We start from the raw sequence: 19,513 nt of genomic DNA, 5'->3' as shown, positions 1-19,513 counted from the left end.
TGGGATTTGCGGGCCTTGAATTTTTGTTTCTTTTGTTTCAAGACAAAAGAAAGCCTGCGGCAGCATAGCCCCGATTGCAACGGAAATCCTTTTTAAAACTTTACAAAAGTTTTAAAAAGATTGCAGTGAAAAGCGGGAAAAAGCTCCAAAAAAAAAGCCGCAACAACGCGGCTCTTCCCTTTACAAAACTATTTAAACGATCTTATTTCAAAATAATGAACTCGCAACGGCGGTTGATCGAGTGCTGTTGCTCGGTACACGCATCGCCGCACTGGATCAGCGGTTGGCCCTCGCCATAGCCTTTCGAGCGCAACCTTTTGCGTTTGATGCCGCTCTTCACGAGGTATTCGAGTGCCGAGGCGGCGCGGCGGTTCGAGAGCATGAGGTTGTAGGTGTAGGACGCGCGCGAATCGGTGTGGGCGCCGAGTTCGACCTCCATTTCAGGGTACTTTTTACACAAATCGACCAGCACATCAAGGACACGCGCGGCCTCGGGCTTGATGTCCCATTTGTTCAGGTCGAAATAGATGTTCTCGAGTACGATCTGGACCTTGCCGTCCTGGCGCTTGGTGATGATTTCTTCGGCATCGTCGTAACATTCCATGAACAGTTCGATGGTGTAGCGCAACTTGCCGTCTTCGTTGGTCGTGAAATACTCACTGTGCGGGATGTAGAAATCCTTGACGGCCTCGATGCGGTATTTTTTGTTCGGCTCGGTGTTGAACGCATAATCGCCGCCCGCGCCCACGACCATCTGGCCGATGAGTTTGTCGTTCTCGTCGTACAAGGTGACCTGCGTGCCGGGCAAAAGTTCGTTGGTGTTCTTGTCCTTGACCTCGCCTTCGACAATGTAACGCGCTTCGTTCTCGACACGGGTAAAACTGTACAGGTTGTCCGATCCTTTGCGGTTCGACGACAAATAGCCTTTGTTCTTTTTTTCGTCGACGATGTAGCCAAAGTCGTCCATATGGCTGTTGATGGTCTCGCCCAGATTGAGCGGCCTGGCAAAAACACCTTCGTAGGATTTGGACTGAAAGATGTCGAGCCCGCCCATGCCTTGATGCCCGTCGGAAGCGAAATAAAGAATGGTGCCGTCGTCGTTGATGTACGGGAATTGCTCGCGGTGGATGGTGTTGATGGTATTGCCCATGTTTTGCGGTGTCCCGAACGTACCGTCTTCGTTGACATCTACCACATAAATATCAAACGACCCGAGGCTGCCCGGCATGTCGGATGAAAAATACAACTTCTTGCCGTCGCGCGTGAGCACGGGGTGGTCGGTCGAATAATTGTCAGAACTAAACGGCACGGCCACTATATTGTCCCATTTGCCGTCCTTCCATTCGGCGCGGAAAATCTTGACCGACGCAAACTTCTCGTCGCCCACCTTGACCTGTTTGTCGTTGGTGCGGTTAAAATACATGATCTTGCCGTCGGCGCTGAACGTGGCGTTCGACTCGTGGGTTTTGGTGTTGATTTCTTCGGGAAACGGCTGGATGTTGGTGAGCAACTGGTTCTCGCTTACCTCGGCGCTGAACAAATCCAGGTATGGCTTTTCGTTCCAATTGAACGATTTGGATTCGGCGTTGCGCAACGAAGCGAACGCGACCTTGTCGCCGTAAAACGACATCCCGAAATCGCCATTGGTGGTGTTCTTGGCCATCAGCTGGATTTGGTAGTTGTAGGGCACATTGGTCTTGAGATTCTCGATGAACTTGGTGGTGTTAACGGGATACTTGAGGTATTTGCCCATGTACTCGTCGCCCTTGGCATAGTCGAGCGTACCCATGAGCGCATGCGCGTACCGGAATTCGAATTCGGGTTTGACGCTGTCCTTAAACATGAGGAACAATTTGCCGTAAACACGCGCGGCATCGGTCATCTGGAAATTGTTGTAGTAAGAATCGCCGAGGTTTTGCAGGTTCTTTTGGTTCTCGGGCAACTGCTCATACATTTCGGCCGCCTTGACATAGGATTTCTTTTCGAACAGGCCGTCGGCTTTTTTCTCGGTCGGTTTCTGGGCGACCATGACAAAACTGCAAAGGATAAGAACCAAGGTAGCGGATGCTTTAAATTCCAAGCACCAAGCACCAAATTCCAATATCACAACGTTTGGAATTTGGAATTTGGAATTTGGAATTTTATTACTATTGTTTTTCATATCACTTTTCTTCGTTTAAAAGAACCTTGGCGATTTATCATATCCTTTCGAACCGTTCAAATTGTTCCGGTCGAGGTCGAACAGCAAAAAGATCTCGTGCGTCCCCGAGTTGTAATTCCCAAGGTTCGACAGCGTATAATCGTACGAGTATCCGACGCGCAGGTTGGGCGTGATGTTGAACGCCGCGAGCCCCGCCACCGCATCGTCGAGACGGTAACCCGCCCCGAGTTCGAATTTTTCGTTGATCAAAAAGTTGGTCGTGAAATCAAACGCCATCGGTGCGCCCTTGACCGCCTTGGCCATGAACGCAGGCTTGAATTTGACGCTCGGGCTCAAATCGAACACATAGCCGCCCGTAAAAAAGTAGTGCAGTTCCTCGACGCCCGTGGTTTGGATGCCGTTTTTGCGCTCGAGGTGTTTGGTGGTCAGGAAATTCGGGACCGAAAAGCCCAGGTAATAGTGGTCGGTGAAAAAATAGGTGCCCGCGCCCACGTTCGGGAAATTGCGGCTGATGTTTTCGGCAAACGCAGGGTCGGCCATTTCATCGGTGTATTTGAATCCGCCGAAATCGGTGTTGAACAATGTCAGGCCACCCTTGACGCCAAACGAGATTTTGTGTTTGTCCGATACGGGAACCACGTAAGCCACATCGAGGTAAATGTTGTTTTCCTTGACCACATCGCCGATGTTGTCGTTGATGAACGAAAGCCCCATCTCGACGCGCTTGGCAATCGGCGAATGGACGAACACGGTCGCCGTCTTGGGCGCACCTACCGCCCCTACCCATTGCGTACGGTACAAACCGCCCACGTTGATCACGCCCTCGGCATCGGTTGCATAGGCCGGATTGATGACGTTCATGTTGTACATATAGTGTGTGAACTGCGGATCCTGTTGGGCATGCGCCGCAAGCGTGGTGAGGAAAATACCCGTAAAAATCAAATATGCTATCGTCTTTTTCATGTGTCTCCCTTTATCTGCTTAAATAGACGCGACCCTGCACCGGCTTGCGGATGCCGTCGTTGAATTCGAGTATGTAAAAATAAACCCCCACCGGAACCTGGTTGCCGCCCATCTTGAGTCCGCCTTCGGTGGTGGTGCCGTTCCAATCGGGTACAAAATTGTTGCCCGTGTACAGCAGATTGCCGTAGCGGTTGTAAATCTCGAGTTTGAAATTCGGATACAGCGTACGCAGGTTTCTGATCGTAAACGCATCGTTGATGCCGTCGTTGTTGGGCGAGAATCCGTCGGGGATCAAAAGATCATCTTGCTGCGGACATTGTGTCAAATCGACAGTGACCTCGAGTCTTACGAAACTCTCGCAAATCGATGGTGAACCATGCGAGGCATAATAGGTCGCGCCATTGACCAACGCATCGGTCTCATTCAACAAATTGCCGCCTGTTTCGGCATCGTACCAAAATACGGGGTCGGTTCCTGATATGTGGCTCGTCAAATCGGCAATCGTTGGGTTGTCGTCGCCACAAAATTGTTCGCCATTGGTCTCGAGCACCGGCGTGGCGATTTGCAGAATGTTAAACATCACGGCGTTGAACGTAACGCCTGTAATCCCGCATGTGGTATTGGACAGCGCCAGTTGCGTAATCGTGATTGTAGTAGTACCAGGATTTTGCAACGCCGATGCCGGAATACCGAACGAGCCCGCGCCGCCGTTAAAGGTAACCGAAGTGGATTGGCTTGAAATGTTCGCGCCCGACAAATCGTAGTTGATCGTGTAGATGCCATCGGTCAAGCTCGTCGCGCCGCCAATGAGTACCGTGTTGTCAAAACCATAGCATTGATCGCCCGCGTTTACCGTAGCGCCCGAAGCATTCGGAATCGGATGGACGACAAAAGACGCCGAGGCATTCTCCGACAAGTTGTTGCAACCCGATGCGGTCACAATGCCCGTAATGGTCAGCGTATAATTGCCCGCCGCGCCGAAAACCGCGCCCGGAACGGTAAATGTACCGCCGCCGTTGGTGAGCACCACGTTCGCGGCCGTACCCGAAGCAGGCGTACCCGTCGGGATGTTGTAGTTGAATTGATACGTGCCGTTCGGCAATCCTGCAGCCCCCGAAATCACGACAACCGCATCATTACCCAAACAAATGTTGGTCACCGACAATTGCGCGCTGTCGATACCCACAAGCGGATTCACGCTAAAATTGACCGCCACATCGGTGAGTGTCGTGACGCAATTGGTCGCCGTGTTGCCGATGTTGACAAACGTAATTGTCGTGGTCCCGGTGTTCGGAATATCGCCTGCACCTATCGCAAAACTGCCCGTACCGCCTACAATCGTAACCGCGATCGGTTCGTCGGGCAGCGTATTGGCACCGGAGAGGTTGTAGGTAAGCAGGTAATTGCCGTCGGCCAATCCGGTCAAGGTTACCGTCGCTGGGCTGCCAACGCAAACCGGGCTACCGATGGTGACATTGCCCGAAGTTAGCGTAGGTGTCGGGACGATGGTAAACTGTACTTTCTCGGAATCGGTGCCGCAAGGGGTCGTGATTTGGTACGTGTAACTGTACGTTCCGGCCACAAAAGCCGAGATATCGAGGTTGTTGTTGACCACCAGGTTGTTGCTGTCTACCCAATCGCCTCCCGGAGAATAACCCGAAATGAGCGTAAACAAATCGATGGAACCCGTCGCGTTACAGAAACTTTGCGAACTGCCCGCCATACCGGCGTTGGGCACCGGGCTTACCACGACGGTCACCGTTGCCGAATCGGTCAAACAAGGCGATACGCCGCCACCCACCGTATAGGTAAAATGATAGGTTCCCGGCGCCACCAAAGAGGCGTTGAAAATGTTGCCCGTGAGCGCTCCCGTCGCGTCGTCGTCGTTCCAGGTTCCCACGCCTTGTGAGCCGTTGAGCCCCGTAAACAAATCGATGGCCGTGTCGGTCGAACAACCGTCGATGAGCAACGTCGCTCCTGCCCCGCCCGCGTTGGGCGACGGACTCACGCTTACCGTAATCGTTGCCGTATCGGTCGAACAGAATCCACCGCCCACGGTATAGGTATAAACCCCCGCGGCATCGACCAATGGATCAAAAACACCGGTACCGCTGGCCAAAGCTGGCGACCAGGTTCCACCCGTTTGCGGCGCGCCGCCAAGGAAGGTAAACAAATCGGCGGCCGGATAGTTTGTACAAAAGAAGGCCGTACCGTCCAATCCCGCATCGGGAATCGGGTTGATGGTCACGGTAACGGTAGCCGTATCGTCGTCGCAAGGCTGGTTGCCTTCGAAAGTATACGTATACACGCCGGGCGCATCTACCGTCGGATCAAAAACACCCGTACCGCTGGCCAATGCCGGCGACCAGGTTCCGCCTACTTGTGGCGTACCGCCCAAACTCAGGAACAAATCCTGCGGGGTGCTGTCCTGGCAAAATACCGCGTTGCCTGAAATACCCGCATCGGGTCCCGGCGTCACCAAAACCGTCACCGTGGCCGAATCGCCCGAACAAGGCGGCGTACCAGCCAACGTATAGGTGTAAACGCCTGCCGTGTCTACAGCAGGGTTGAAAAGTCCCGTCCCGCTGGCAAGCGATGGGGTCCAGGTGCCTCCCGTTTGCGGTGAACCGCCCAGGAACGAGAACAAATCGATTGGATCTTGGTTGGAACAAAGATTGGCCGTGCCACTAGTGCCCGCATTGGATGGCTGCACCACGGTAACCGTAACCGAAGCGGTCGCGTTCAAACACGGCGGCGTGCCCGCCAAAGTATAGGTATAGGTTCCCGATGGGTCCAATGCAGGGTTAAAAACACCTGTGCCACTGGCCAAAGCCGGAGACCAGGTACCGCCCGTTTGCGCCGAGCTACCGAGCAACAGGAACAAATCTTGTGGGCTTCCGTCGGCGCACAGTGAAAAAACCGCATTATTCCCAGCGACAGGCGGCTGCACCACGGTAATGGTGGCCATCGCGTTCAACGGTTGGCTACAGGCAGGCGTGCCCGCAAGCGTCACGTTGGTCAGTGTAATAACAGTCGTCGTGGTGAAATTTCCGGTGATCGTTCCGGTGCCCGAGGCGTTGAGCACCACAATGCCGTTGCCGCCCGGTGTGAGTGTATAGTTGACCGTGGCATTCGGCGTTCCCGTCACCGTTACCGAAGCCGGTGAACCCGAACACGTGGTTGTGCCCAAAGCAATCGTCGCCATCGGCAAAGGTACTACGGTAATGGTGATTGATCCCGTTGCGGGCTGGCTGCAATTCGGTGTGGCCGAAGTCGCCACGCTGACCAATGTATAGGTGGTTGTTACGGTGTAATTGCTGGTGAGCGTCGCGGTGCCCGATGCGTCGAGCGTGATGGTTTGCGTACCACCCGGATTGGCCATATACGTTACCGTCGCGTTCGGCGTACCCGTAAAAGTCACCGTAGCCGAACCGTTTGGACATACGCTTTGGTTCGATGCGATCGAAACCGTTGGTGGTGGCACTACGGTTATCGTGACCGATCCCGTCAGCGGTTGCGAACAACCCGGCGTTCCCGTCGATGTAGCGCTGAGCAGCGTATACACCGTGGTGGCGCTATAGCTGTTGGTGATTGTCGCAGTACCCGAAGCGTTCAACACAATAGTTTGGTTGCCCCCCGGATTCACACTGTAAGCAATGGTCGCGTTGGGCGTACCGGTAAAGGTGATCGTGGCTTGTTGCCCGGCGCAAATCGTGGCATCGGCTGCCATCGTGGCCGTAGGCAATGGCGATACGGTAATGGTGATCGATCCCGTAACGGGTTGCGAACAACTTGGAGTTCCCGTTGTCGCGACACTCACCAGTGTATACGTCGTGGTCGTCGCATAATTATTGGTGAGGGTTGCGGTACCCGATCCGTTGAGCGTGATGGTTTGCGTACCGCCAGGGCTGACCGTATACGTCACCGTCGCGTTGGGCGTCCCCGTAAAGGTAACTGTCGCCGATCCATTCGGGCAAACCGTTGCATCCGAAGAAATGGCTACCACAGGCAATGGCGCCACGGTAATGGTGATGCTTCCGCTCACCGGCTGCGTACAACCCTGCGTGCCGCCCGTCGAGATGCTCACGAGTGTATAGGTGGTGGTTGTCGAATAATTGTTGGTGAGGGTTGCCGTTCCCGATGCATTGAGCGTGATGGTTTGCATACCGCCCGGATTGGCCGTATACGTTACCGTGGCGTTGGGTGTGCCGGTAAAAGTAACCGTCGCCGAACCATTCGGACAAACCGTTGCATTGCTCGAAATGGACACCGTTGGCGGAGGAATCACGGTAATGGTAATGGTACCACTGGCCGGCACCGTACAACTTGGCGTGCCTGCCGAAGCAACGCTGACCAATGTGTAAACGGTTGTCGTCGTAAAATTGGCGGTAATCGTTGCCGTTCCCGATGCATTGAGCGTGATGGTTTGCGTACCACCCGGATTGGCCGTATATGTGACCGTCGCGTTCGGTGTACCCGTGAAGGTAATTGTCGCGGGTTGTCCTGCGCACACCGTTGCATTGGCTGCAATCGATGCTGTTGGCGGTGGCGCGACCGTAATGGTTACCGTGCCTGTTACAGGCTGCGAACAACTTGGCGTTCCCGTCGTCGCAACGCTCACAAGCGTATACGTGGTCGTTGTCGTATAGGTGTTGGTCAAAGTCGCCGTACCCGATGCGTTCAAAACAATGGTTTGAGTACCTCCTGGATTGGCGGTATACGTCACCGTCGCATTGGGCGTACCCATAAAGGTGACGGTGGCGCTACCTCCCGAACATACGGTCGCGTTCGACGCAATCGTGGCGGTTGGCAACGGCTGGACGGTAATGGTGATGGTTCCCGAGGCGGGTTGCGAACAACTTGGCGTTCCCGTCGTTGCCACGCTTACGAGCGTATACGTGGTCGTTACCGTGTAATTGTTGGTGAGGGTTGCCGTTCCCGATGCGTTGAGTGTGATGGTCTGCGTACCACCCGGATTGGCCGTATACGTGACCGTCGCGTTCGGTGTACCCGTAAAAGTCACCGTAGCCGAACCGTTCGGACAAACGGTCGCATTGCTCGAAATGGACACCGTTGGCGGCGGAACGACCGTAATCGTAATCGTGGCATTGAGCGGCGTCGTACAGCTTGGCGTTCCCGTTGAGGCCACACTCACCAGCGTATAGGTGGTCGTAATCGTATAAGCGTTGGTCAACGTTGCGGTTCCCGATCCGTTGAGCGTGATGGTTTGCGTCCCGCCCGGATTAACCGTATAGGTGATGGTCGCATTGGGCGTACCCGTAAACGTCACAGTGGCGTTTGCACCCGAACATACGGTCGTGTTGGCGGCAATCGTCGCGGTGGGCGGTGGCAATACGGTAATCGTGATCGACCCCGTCAAAGGCACCGTACAACTTGGCGTCCCTGCGGTGGTGATGCTTACCAGCGTGAAGGTAGTGGTGGTCGTATAGGTATTGGTCAGCGTAGCCGTTCCCGCACCGTTTAGCGTTATGGTTTGTGTTCCGCCCGGATTGGCAGTATACGTCACCGTCGCATTCGGCGTACCCGTAAAAGTCACCGTAGCCGACTGCCCCGAACAAATGGTGGCGTTGGCCGAAATGGTAGCCGTAGGCACCGGCAACACCGTCACAACCACCGAACCCGTGAGCGGACGCGTACACGCAGGCGTCCCCGAAGAAACAATACTCACCAACGTGTAGGTGGTTGTCGTCGTATAATTTCCTGTAATCGTTGCGGTTCCCGAGCCGTTAAGTGTGATGGTTTGCGTACCGCCTGGACTGGCCGTATAGGTCACCGTGGCATTGGGCGTTCCCGTAAAAGTCACCGTGGCGCTGCCACCCGAACAAACCGTCACATTGGATGCAATCGTGGCCGTAGGCAACGGCAAAACCGTAATCGTGATCGAGCCGTTCAGCGGTTGCACACAGCTTGGGGTTGTGGCCGAACCCGCGCTCACCAACGTGATTGTGGTGGTAACGGTATAAGCGGTGGTCAGCGTAGCGGTCCCCGACGAATTGAGTACAATGGTTTGCGTTCCGCCGGGGTTGGTCGTGTAGGTAATGGTCGCGTTGGGCGTACCGGTAAACGTCACCGTCGCATTGTTGCCCGAACACACCGTCGTATTGGCCGCCACCGTCGCGGTAGGCATCGGCAACACGTTGATGGTCACGGTAGATGACGCCGCGGCGCAAACCCCAGTATCTACGGTATACGTGAACACATAAGGGCTGCCTGCAACGGTCATTGTCGAGACGTTGAGCGTGCCTAAATGTCCGTTGGTGGTGCCTATCGGGCCCGTCCAAACACCAGTAGTTTGGGGTGTACCGCCCAACAGTCCGAACAAATTGAACGGCGCCGTGGTCGGGATGTTGTTGATGCAAATCGAACGCGTACCGTTTGCCCCGGCATCGCTTGGCGGAAACAAAGTGACCAGCACTTCAAACCGGTCGATGCTTTCACACGGCGGATCGACAGTCGTCGCAAAATAACTTTGTCCGTTGATGAGCGGCGTGTCCAACGCAAGCGGTGCCGCCGATGTTCCGGTGAGGTACCAGTTGTTGTTGCCGCTGGCAGTCAAATTAGCGACCGTAGGCGTGTTGGCGGGCGTCACGCAGAATTGTTGTGTCGGGCTTCCCGTCGGTACCGGCACCACGCCCACGTTGACAAAAACCGACAGCCGCGACGTTTCGCAGCCCGTATCGGGGTTGGTCTGGGACGCATAATAAATCGTATTGTCGACCAAAACCGTCGAAGGTGGCAACGGAACGCCTCCCGTCGACACGCTATACCATTGCACATTGTTGCCAACGGCCTGCAAATCTGAAATGGTTGCGCTCGAAGCGATGTCGACGCAAACGCCTTGAAAATTGAGTCCTGTTGGTGCGCCGTAGATGGTCACGTTGACAACCTGCCTGTTTCCGCAACCCGCCACGCTGTCTGCAAAATAATCCTCTCCGTTGACCAAACCTGCAGCAGGCGAAAGCGGCGTCCCACCCGTTGCCGCCGCATACCAAACCACACCACCACCGTTGTTGGTCGCGGCCAAATTGGCCACGGTTGGCGAATTGATGTCGCAAAATGATTGGTTCGGATTGACGACGGTCGGGCACTGCGCGTTTGCATCAAACCCGCAAACAACGGTCAAAAACAAGACAAGGCAAGCGGTATTTTTTTGAATGAGCGTAATGATTCTCATAGGCAAACGATTTGACCGATTAAATAACGGACTGCGCCTAACAGGTTCTGGTTTTGGACATCCCAAAAGCCCTCGCAAACAATGGCCGCGCGGGCTACGTATCCGGCACAGTTTCAACAGTCTGTACGATGATACTATATTACTTAATTTATCAAAGTCAATTTTTGACGATTTGCAATCTTATGAACAAAATCATTAACAATTTTTTAATACGAATATACGATATTGAAAATATGACAATCGTTTGCTTTCTAGACGATTGCAAAACGTCGACACTAGGCTGCGTTTCGTATTTGTCTGACGTAAATCGCATGAAATTTGAAAGAATTTACATCTTAAAAACAAAAAATCCGCGCCAACGGACGCAGATTCTTCAAAAAAAATAACATGCCTTTACTTCTCGTCCTTGTCGATGAAGTTCACGATGTTGTACACCACGATCACATCCTTCTGGTTGATGTACAACTGCTTTCGGTTGTCTTGTTTTTTCCGCGTGATGATCGAAATCGTAAACGGCATCCCGTTCTCGTCGGCGCATGAAAAGGTATAGATCAGGTCGTTTTCGTTTTCCTCTTCATCTTCATAATTGACGATGTTATACAGTTGGATCTCTTGCGAATACACGACAATCCGGTTCTTATTGGTATCGAGCGTAACGACAATCGAAGCCGGTTGTAAATCCGACCACTTGCCCCAATTGCCGTTGGCATCTTTTTCCATGACACTAAAACCGGTGGTCATGAATTTATAGGTTTGGGCTTGGCTTTGCAGCGCAAATGCAATCAACAGTACCGCTAGAAATTTGAGTTTAGACATAGTTTTCGCTTGGATAAATTAGACTTCGAGTTGCAGCAATTCCTTTCGCGCCGCTTCAAACTCGGCGATGACGTCTTCGATGATTTGGGCCGCAGGTTTGATGTCGCGGATCAAGCCCGCAATTTGCCCGATCTCGAGTTCACCCTCGACCAAATCGCCCTCAAACATGCCGCGTTTGGCCCGGGCCCGCCCGAGCAACTGTTGCAGCGATTCGACCGTAGCGCCCTGGGCATACAGCGCCTGGACATCGTGGTAAAATTTGTTCTTGATGAGCCGCACGGGCGCCAATTCCTTGAGTGTGACATGGGTTTCGCCTTCGCCCAAAGAAACTACGGTTTGTTTGAACGCGTCGTGCGCCGACGATTCGACCGAAGCCGCAAACCGACTGCCCATCTGGACACCGTCGGCACCAAGGGCCATTGCCGCCAACATGCCTCTTCCCGTAGCAATACCGCCCGCCGCGATCAGCGGAATCTGTATTTTTTCGCGCACCATCGGGATCAACGTAAGTGTTGTGCTTTCTTCGCGTCCGTTGTGTCCGCCGGCTTCGAAACCTTCGGCCACTACTGCATCTACACCAGCTTCCTCGGCCTTGAGTGCAAATTTCGAACTGCTCACCACATGCACCACGGTGATGCCGTTGCTCTTGAGGAATTCGGTCCAGGTCTTGGGATTGCCCGCCGACGTGAACACGATTTTGACGCGCTCGGCCACGATGATGTCCATGATCTCCTGGATGTTCGGATACAACATCGGCACGTTAACGCCAAACGGTTTGTCGGTGGCTTTTTGGCATTTTTGGATGTGCTCGCGCAAAACATCTGGATACATCGAGCCCGCGCCAATCAGCCCCAAGCCCCCAGCGTTGCTTACTGCGCTCGCCAATTTGTAGCCACTGTTCCAGATCATCCCGCCTTGGACAATCGGATAGCGGATACCGAAGAGCTGCTTAATCGAATTCATCAATAGGTTTGGATTTATTTTTTGAGCAGTTTGCCGCGTTGCGAGAAACCGTTCGATTCGAGTTGGTAAAAATAGACGCCCGATTCGAGTTGCCCCAATCCGATAACGTCTTTGTCGGCAATGTATTGTTGCAACACCTGTTGGCCGATGCTGTTGTACAGCGTAAGTTGCGCCATGGCGGGCAACCGGACGTGCAGGTCGCTGCCCACGGGATTCGGATAAAGCGCCACTACATTTTGTTTCGGAAACACCTGCGTACCCAACGCTTCTTCGAGCGCATCGGCAAAATTGGGGATGCCGTAACCGATGTCGTCATTCGGATTGTTGTAGATGCTCGCCGACTGTTTGACATACTGCACCAACTGGGCGTTGGTCATTTGCGGCACGGCCTGCCAGAAACTGGCCACCATACCTGCAATGATCGGACAAGCGAACGATGTTCCGTTGGCCGTGGAAATATCGCCCAATACGTTTGACACCACGGCAAAACGTCCCTGCGCCGAAACATCGGGTTTGACACGACCATCGAACGAAGGCCCGTGCGAACTAAATGTCACGTAGTCGCCTTCCGGATCGACAGCACCAACCGCCAACGCATGGGTTGCATCGGCTGGCGCGGTGATGTAGTACCAGTCGTTGTTCCCCGAATTCCCCGCCGAAACAACACATACGATCCCGCGGCTGAACGCAAAATTGACGCCTTGCGAAATAAACGCGGTGACCCCGTCCATTTCTTCGTACGTATGGTTGTAATCGGCATTGTCGAAATTGGAATAGCCCAACGAAGTCGTGATGATGTCGACCCCCAAACGATCGGCCTCTTCGGCAGCTTCGACCCACAACGATTCCTCGAGCGGACCTTCGTTGTTGCCGTCTTCGGTGATGTACAAATAGTAACCTGCGTCGGGTGCTGTGCCCACCAATTCGCCTTCCTGATAGCCCCCCATCGTAGACAGCACGAGCGTCCCGTGCGAAATACCGGTGTAAAAATCAGGGTTGCGGTTTACGTAGTCGTAGCCGCCCAGGATCAAGCCGTTTTCACGCAACCGTTCGAAAGGCAAGGCCGTATCGACACCTGGAAAACCGCCGTCCATGACCGCGATGATCTTGCCCGCACCCGTATAGTCCTCTTGGTGCAGCAAATGGCCGTTGAGCATTTCGATTTGGTTGCCCGATTCTCCGTAATCGAAATCGACCGTGGTATCGAACGTCTTGTTGACCCTTTGTGCATTCGAATAAGCCGGTGCCACGCGATCGCCTACATTAAGCGATGGATTGGCGTAGCGGATGTGGTCGACAAACGCCAGATTGGACAGCGCCGCGATTTGCGGTTGCGCGCCGCGTACGTGCACCGCATTGTACCATTTGGACTTGGCCATGACCTCTATGCCTGTCGCATTTTCGACCTGATCGATGTAGGGTTGGTGTACCGGAACATCGAGAAAATCGACCGCAATCCCTTGCGCCGTACGCCGGTCGAGCGACCTTTGCGTAAGCATCGAAAGCGGGTTGCTCAAATAGGTGGCCGATTCGGGTTTGGCGTTAAAAAACACCCAGGCGTCTTCCTGCGCCCACGCCGGCAACGAGGCCCATACCAACAAAAAAAGGACTGTTTTTTTCATGGTTCCAATATTTTAGTCGTAAAGCTACAAAAATAGTTGGTAACCGATTCCATGCTCGGGAAGCAATTTTTTCGGCTTGGTTTTTCCCGCTGTTTATTCGGAAATGACACCCGAACCTACGAGCTCATCACCTACATACCAGGCGCAGAATTGCCCCTCGGTAATGGCCGATTGCGGCTCGTCGAAGGCCACGTACAAACCATTTTCAAATTGGTGCAGCGTCGCATCCTGCAATTCCTGGCGGTAGCGGATACGCGCCTTGACCCGCATCGTTTGCCCGCTGGCGAGTGTCAGGTCCTGGCGCACCCAATGCACTTCTGGTCCGTCGATGTAAAGCGCCTTGCGGAACAACCCCGGATGATGGTGGCCCTGCCCTGTATAGATGGTGTTGGTCTCGACGTCGGTGGCGATGACAAAAAGTGCTTCGGGGGTACCGCCCACGTTGAGGCCTTTGCGTTGGCCGTTGGTAAAATAGTGTGCGCCCTGGTGCTTGCCCACCACTTTTCCCATACTCTCGGAATAACGAATCGGAGCGGCCTGGACGGCCAATTGCTCCTGGATTGACCCCTCGGCTGGTTGGTCGTTTGTATATACAGGCTGGTTCGCATCGACTTCTACGATCAAACCATCCTTGGGTCGTAATTTTTGTTGCAGGAATTCGGGCAGACGCACCTTACCGATAAAGCACAACCCTTGCGAGTCTTTCTTTTCGGCGGTCACCAAGTCCATTTCGGCGGCAATCGCGCGCACCTCGGGTTTGGTCAGTCCGCCGATCGGGAACAACGCTTTGGACAGCTGTTCTTGTGAAAGCTGACATAGAAAGTACGATTGGTCTTTGTTCTTGTCGATGCCCGATAGCAATTGATAGACAGGCTTGCCATCGACTTCAATCTCGCCTTTTCTGCAATAATGCCCCGTGGCCACATAGTCTGCACCCAGCGACAACGCAATTTTCATGAACACATCGAATTTGATCTCGCGGTTGCACAACACATCGGGGTTGGGCGTACGTCCTTTCTCGTATTCGGCGAACATGTAATCGACGATGCGCTCTTTGTACTGCTCGCTCAAATCGACCGTCTGGAACGGGATGCCTAATTTCTCGGCCACGAGCAGGGCGTCGTTGCTGTCTTCGAGCCACGGACATTCGTTGGAAATGGTAACCGAATCGTCATGCCAGTTCTTCATGAACAGCCCGATGACCTCATACCCTTGTTGTTGCAACAGATAGGCCGCAACGCTTGAATCTACACCTCCCGAAAGTCCGACGACTACTCTTTTCATTTTGGAATTGAACGATTTAAAGATAAAAAGATTGAAAGATGGCTTTAAATCGGCACAAAGGTAGTCGAATATTTAAAAGCGAAAAGTTAAGGCGATCGTAATTTTAAATGGCGCGATCAATAGCAAAGGCTCATCGGCTCATACGGACGCCATCAAAACTTTAACAAAATGTACAGAAAATCTGCTTGCATGGTATTCCTAAATTCCGTTGGGGTATACTTCCAATGCCCCCTTCCCTAGAGCTAAGATACCATATACACCAATAAGTCCCTTACAGAAAATCTATAATTCTCACTAGAAACACCGTAGCCAAAAAATCACTGTGTCGGATCTTTTTTCGGCCGGCTCGGTTTGCGGCGCTTCTTAATCACATCCATGTTGTCTTTCTTGACGAGTTTGCCGTCTTTGTAAAATTCCCAATACCCAATCTTTTTTCCATCCTTGAAAACGCCTTTCGAGACCAACTTTCCCAACGGATCAAAATAAGAAGCCGGCCCGTCGAGTTGCCCTTTTTTGTAGTTGGAGTCCTCGAGCAATGTACCTTTCATCGTATAGGATTTGTACGGCCCGTCTTTGAGGCCGTTGATGTAGTGCGCTTCTTCGGCCAGATTCTCTTCGCCTGGGACCCCCGATCCGCGATAGTAAACTGTGCGCTTGCCGTGCAATTTTCCCGCCTTGTAGTTTTCGAGCGTCATGATATCGGGCAGGTTCTCGTGGTAGTATTTCCACTGGCCTTCGTACAATTTATTGACCTCCTTACCTTCGGACACCTTGTATTTGCCATCTTTGTAGAAAATCGTGTAGGCCGATCCGTCTGGTTTGAATTCGCGTGTGGCCACGACGGTTCCCGCCTTGGTATCGTCAAAGAACTTAAACGTGCCTACTTCCTTGCCGTGCTCGAACGTGCCTTCATAACGTGGACGCTTCGACTCGGCATAGGTGCCTTTCCAAAGACCGTGTTTTTTGCCTTGGGCATCGTTTTGGTTTACCTGTTGCGCCGATACAGAAACGGCAAATAAAAACAAAACGATGGCGGCCAGTCCCTTGCTATGCTTGATCATACTAGATGTTTGCTTCGGATTTTTGACAAATTTACATTTTTTGTCGGGCGACATTCACTTGTTAACGGCGTTTTAGCAAACAAATTATCGTAACTTTATGCAAAACCTTCAGAAAATGAAACAGCTCTATGTATCGTTTGCCGTCCTGTTTACAGCGTTGTGCGCCGCGCAGGTCACGTTACGCGTCACGTCGATCCCGTCGAATACACCCGATGGCGCTTCGATTTACCTCGCGGGAACCATGAACTCCTGGAACCCCGGGAATGCCTCCTACATTTTGCAGCCCGATGGTCTGGGCGCCTATCAGTTTACGATTCCAGAAGGTACCGGAACGGCGTTGTACAAATTTACGCGCGGTTCGTGGGCCACGGTCGAAGGCAACGCCTCGGGCGGATTCTTGCCCGACCGGAGTTTTACGTTCAACGGCGCGCCGCAAACCATCGACCTGACCATCCTTTCGTGGGAAGACCTTGGCGCGACTTCGGGCAGTACGGCGGCACCGAATGTGCAAATCCTGAGCAATTCGTTCTTTATACCGCAGCTCAACACCTCGCGCAAAATCTGGCTTTATCTTCCGCCCGATTATGATTCGACCACCAAGCACTACCCCGTTTTGTACATGCACGACGGCCAAAACCTGTTCGACAATGTGACGTCGTTTTCGGGCGAATGGGAAGTCGATGAAACACTCAACACCTTGTTCAACGCAGGCGATTATGGCGCAATAGTCGTCGGGATCGACAACGGAGGCGGCGCACGGCTCGACGAATATTCGCCTTGGGTCAACGCACAATACAATGAAGGCGGTGATGGCGAAGCCTACATGCAATTTCTGGCCGAAACGCTCAAACCTTACATCGATGCCAACTTCAGGACGCGTCCCGAACCGCAATTCAACGCACTGATCGGTAGCTCGATGGGCGCGCTGATCTCGATGTACGGCGCCTGCGAATACCCCGAGCTGTTCGAAAAAGCGGGCTTGTTCAGTCCGGCCTTTTGGTTCGCACAAACCGAGCTGGCCAATTTTATCGCAAACGAGGCCACTGGCTTTTCGGGTATGCGCGCCTATTTTGTATGCGGACAAAACGAATCGGCGACGATGGTTTCGAACATGGACGCGATCCGCAGCAGCTTGATTGCCGAAGGCGTAACCGCATCCGAAACCTTTTCGCTTGTCGATCCGGCGGGTACCCATTCGGAAAGTTTTTGGCGGGCCAAGTTTGGTGCGGCCTACCAATGGTTGTTTGCCGATACGGTTTTGTCTGCACCACAACATACGATCGATACTATCTCGATGCGCCAACTGGCCAACGGGATCGTTTTTGCCAAAGGGCTGGATGCGCCAATCCAATGTACGCTGCTCAACACGGCAGGCCAACAGGTTGGATCGCTACGGGTTGAAAACGGCAAAAATGAACTACCCGAGCTGTCTTCGGGCCTCTATCTGCTAAAGCCCGAACACGGAAAGCCTTTGAAAGTTTTTGTGAGATAAGACAATAAAAAAATGCCTCCGCGTTGGAGGCATTTTCTTTACTTTTTCTTTTGGTTTTGTTGGGCCTTTTGCGTTTCGGCCTGTTCCATCAACTCCTGCATCTTCTTTTGGAACTTGCTCTGCTTTTGCGGCTTTTGCTTGTTTTCCTGAATCTGCGCATGGATCTTTTGCTCGTCTACCACATATTTTTTGATGACGATCATCACGGCGATGGTCACCAGGTTCGAGATAAAGTTGTACAAACTCAAGCCCGATCCGTAGTTGTTGAAGAAGAACAACATCATCAACGGAGAAATGTAAATCATGATTTTCATGATCTTGCCCATGTCGGGCATGCCTTCCTGCGGCGGCTGGCTCATGGCTTGGTCGCCCGTGGTCATCTTCATGTAGAAGAAAATCGCGACGGCCGCCAAAATCGGGAACAACGACACGTGGTTGCCATAGAACGGGATGTAGAATGGCAAATGCGCCACGGCATCGAATGACGACAAATCGTCGGCCCAAAGGAAGCTCTTCTGGCGCAATTCGATCGCGGCCGGGAAAAACTGGAACGATGCATACATGAAAGGCAACTGGATCAGCGCCGGGATACAACCCGCCATCGGGTTCACGCCCGCCTTGTTGTAAAGCTTCATAGTTTCCTGTTGCTTTTTCATCGGATCTTTGGCAAACTTCTCGTTAAGCTCCATGATCTCTGGGCGCAACACCTTCATCTTGGCCTGCGACAGGAACGATTTGTACGTGATGGGCGACATGGCAATCTTGATCAGGATCGTAAAGATGATGATTGCGATACCGTAGGCGATGAACGAGCTCAGGAACCCGAACAACGGCACAAAGATGAATTTGTTGATCCACCCAAAAATACCCCATCCAAGCGGAATGATTTCGTCGAGGTTGCGGTCGTATTTGTTGAGCAATTGATAGTCGGCCGGGCCGTAGAACCAGTTCATCTGGTAGTTGATCTCGCCTGTGTTGTTGAACGCCAGCGGCACCTTGGCCTTGAATTGCTTGGTGTAGGTCGTATCGACCTGGCTGTCGTTGACCAAATCGTTCGAACGGAATTCGGCGGTTTCAAACGGCGTCTTGGTCAACAAAATCGATGCAAAGAAGTGTTGCTTGAACGCCACATAACTCACCTTGTCGGCCGTCGAATGTTTGTCCTTGCCCTGCCCTACGTAGTCGTCCTTGCCTTCTCCGTATTCGTAGACAATTTCGGTGTAGCGGTTTTCGTAATCGACGCTCGGCTCGTTGCGCGTGGTTTTCAAATCCCATTCGAGATCGACCGGTTTGGAAACGTTGAGCACCTTGCCGAGTCCGTGCGACGAGATGTCAAAGTCCATCATGTAATCGTTTGGCTTGAGCACATACTTGTACTCGAGGTATTGCTCAGGCCCCGCCTTGAGTCGCATCGTCAGGACTTGGTTCTCGCCCACTTTCGAAAGCATCGGTTCGAAATAAAGGTTCTTGGTCTCGAGCGTACGGTTGTCGGCCGTTTGCAAGCGGATGTTGAAATCGGCGTTGTTTTTCTCGACCAAGGCCACCAATTCGCCAGAACCTTTCTTGAACTTTTCGAACTGTTTGAGTTTGGCCTCGGCGATGTACCCGCCTTTGTTCGAAATCTTGAGGCTTACGAGTTCGTTTTCGATGGTCGTGAAGCTTGGCTTGGCCGATGGCAACGTAGCCGAATAGGCAAATTCGCCCAACGTTCCGCGCAATTTCGCGATGGCTGCCGAATCGCCCGCCGTGGCATCGATCTTGGCCACTTCGAGTTGTTTGGCCGCAGCGGCGTGGTTTTTCTTGGCCGCCTCGATTTTCTCTTTTTGCGCTTTCTCTGCCTTGATTTCTTGTTCGCTCGGCGCATTCTGGTACATGATCCAGATCAGGATCCCAAAAATGAGGATAAAACCGATAATCGAATTAAAGTCTAACTTTTTTTCTTCCATTGTATAAAGG

Annotated in this window: 10 protein-coding genes; 1 reads left to right on the top strand and 9 read right to left on the bottom strand. The window is 52.9% G+C overall.

The features are described from left to right. Positions 1-202: 202 nt before the first annotated feature. The 8 genes from BLP55_RS13355 to BLP55_RS13315 form a co-directional block, all read right to left on the bottom strand. The gene (locus tag BLP55_RS13355; RefSeq protein ID WP_244503465.1) at positions 203-2,029 is read right to left on the bottom strand and encodes an OmpA family protein; all 1,827 of its coding nucleotides are present in this window, start codon (positions 2,027-2,029) and stop codon (positions 203-205) included. Positions 2,030-2,176: 147 nt separating this feature from the next. Continuing rightward, the gene (locus tag BLP55_RS13350; RefSeq protein ID WP_091145299.1) at positions 2,177-3,124 is read right to left on the bottom strand and encodes a PorP/SprF family type IX secretion system membrane protein; all 948 of its coding nucleotides are present in this window, start codon (positions 3,122-3,124) and stop codon (positions 2,177-2,179) included. A gap of 10 nt (positions 3,125-3,134) precedes the next feature. Next, entirely contained in the window at positions 3,135-10,319 is a 7,185-nt protein-coding gene (locus BLP55_RS13345) for a T9SS type B sorting domain-containing protein (protein ID WP_091145295.1), read from the bottom strand. Between the two features lie 393 nt (positions 10,320-10,712). Next, positions 10,713-11,135 (bottom strand): hypothetical protein, encoded by a 423-nt coding sequence (locus tag BLP55_RS13335; RefSeq protein WP_091145290.1) that lies wholly within the window; start codon positions 11,133-11,135, stop codon positions 10,713-10,715. Between the two features lie 18 nt (positions 11,136-11,153). Next, positions 11,154-12,098 carry an NAD(P)H-dependent flavin oxidoreductase gene (locus BLP55_RS13330; RefSeq protein WP_091145287.1) on the bottom strand — a complete coding sequence of 315 codons (945 nt, stop codon included), beginning with the start codon at positions 12,096-12,098 and terminating at the stop codon, positions 11,154-11,156. A gap of 14 nt (positions 12,099-12,112) precedes the next feature. Beyond that, positions 12,113-13,720 (bottom strand): S8 family serine peptidase, encoded by a 1,608-nt coding sequence (locus tag BLP55_RS13325; RefSeq protein ID WP_091145285.1) that lies wholly within the window; start codon positions 13,718-13,720, stop codon positions 12,113-12,115. Between the two features lie 93 nt (positions 13,721-13,813). Next, positions 13,814-15,004 carry a tRNA 2-thiouridine(34) synthase MnmA gene (gene mnmA / locus BLP55_RS13320; protein ID WP_091145282.1) on the bottom strand — a complete coding sequence of 397 codons (1,191 nt, stop codon included), beginning with the start codon at positions 15,002-15,004 and terminating at the stop codon, positions 13,814-13,816. 317 nt (positions 15,005-15,321) lie between these two features. Beyond that, positions 15,322-16,065 (bottom strand): toxin-antitoxin system YwqK family antitoxin, encoded by a 744-nt coding sequence (locus tag BLP55_RS13315; protein WP_091145327.1) that lies wholly within the window; start codon positions 16,063-16,065, stop codon positions 15,322-15,324. A 115-nt stretch (positions 16,066-16,180) separates the two neighbouring features. On the opposite strand from BLP55_RS13315, the gene BLP55_RS13310 reads away from it, so the two are divergent. Then, positions 16,181-17,557, top strand: coding sequence for an alpha/beta hydrolase-fold protein (locus tag BLP55_RS13310; RefSeq protein ID WP_170826872.1), 1,377 nt, complete (start codon positions 16,181-16,183; stop codon positions 17,555-17,557). Between the two features lie 38 nt (positions 17,558-17,595). On the opposite strand, the gene yidC is transcribed toward BLP55_RS13310, so the two are convergent. Continuing rightward, a complete protein-coding gene (yidC, locus tag BLP55_RS13305; protein WP_091145275.1) occupies positions 17,596-19,503 on the bottom strand; it encodes a membrane protein insertase YidC in 1,908 nt (635 codons plus the stop codon). Positions 19,504-19,513: the final 10 nt, after the last annotated feature.

The organism is Flavobacterium caeni (genome assembly GCF_900101895.1).
Classification (GTDB): domain Bacteria; phylum Bacteroidota; class Bacteroidia; order Flavobacteriales; family Flavobacteriaceae; genus Flavobacterium; species Flavobacterium caeni.
This window is presented reverse-complemented; position numbering and strand designations above follow the sequence as displayed.

Coding starts and splice junctions, on each gene's coding strand:
- BLP55_RS13310 (WP_170826872.1), top strand. CDS start 16,181: ATGAAACAGCTCTATGTATCGTTTGCCGTCCTGTTTACAGCGTTGTGC.
- BLP55_RS13345 (WP_091145295.1), bottom strand. CDS start 10,319: ATGAGAATCATTACGCTCATTCAAAAAAATACCGCTTGCCTTGTCTTG.
- BLP55_RS13315 (WP_091145327.1), bottom strand. CDS start 16,065: ATGATCAAGCATAGCAAGGGACTGGCCGCCATCGTTTTGTTTTTATTT.
- BLP55_RS13325 (WP_091145285.1), bottom strand. CDS start 13,720: ATGAAAAAAACAGTCCTTTTTTTGTTGGTATGGGCCTCGTTGCCGGCG.
- BLP55_RS13350 (WP_091145299.1), bottom strand. CDS start 3,124: ATGAAAAAGACGATAGCATATTTGATTTTTACGGGTATTTTCCTCACC.
- BLP55_RS13330 (WP_091145287.1), bottom strand. CDS start 12,098: ATGAATTCGATTAAGCAGCTCTTCGGTATCCGCTATCCGATTGTCCAA.
- yidC (WP_091145275.1), bottom strand. CDS start 19,503: ATGGAAGAAAAAAAGTTAGACTTTAATTCGATTATCGGTTTTATCCTC.
- BLP55_RS13355 (WP_244503465.1), bottom strand. CDS start 2,029: ATGGTCGCCCAGAAACCGACCGAGAAAAAAGCCGACGGCCTGTTCGAA.
- BLP55_RS13335 (WP_091145290.1), bottom strand. CDS start 11,135: ATGTCTAAACTCAAATTTCTAGCGGTACTGTTGATTGCATTTGCGCTG.
- mnmA (WP_091145282.1), bottom strand. CDS start 15,004: ATGAAAAGAGTAGTCGTCGGACTTTCGGGAGGTGTAGATTCAAGCGTT.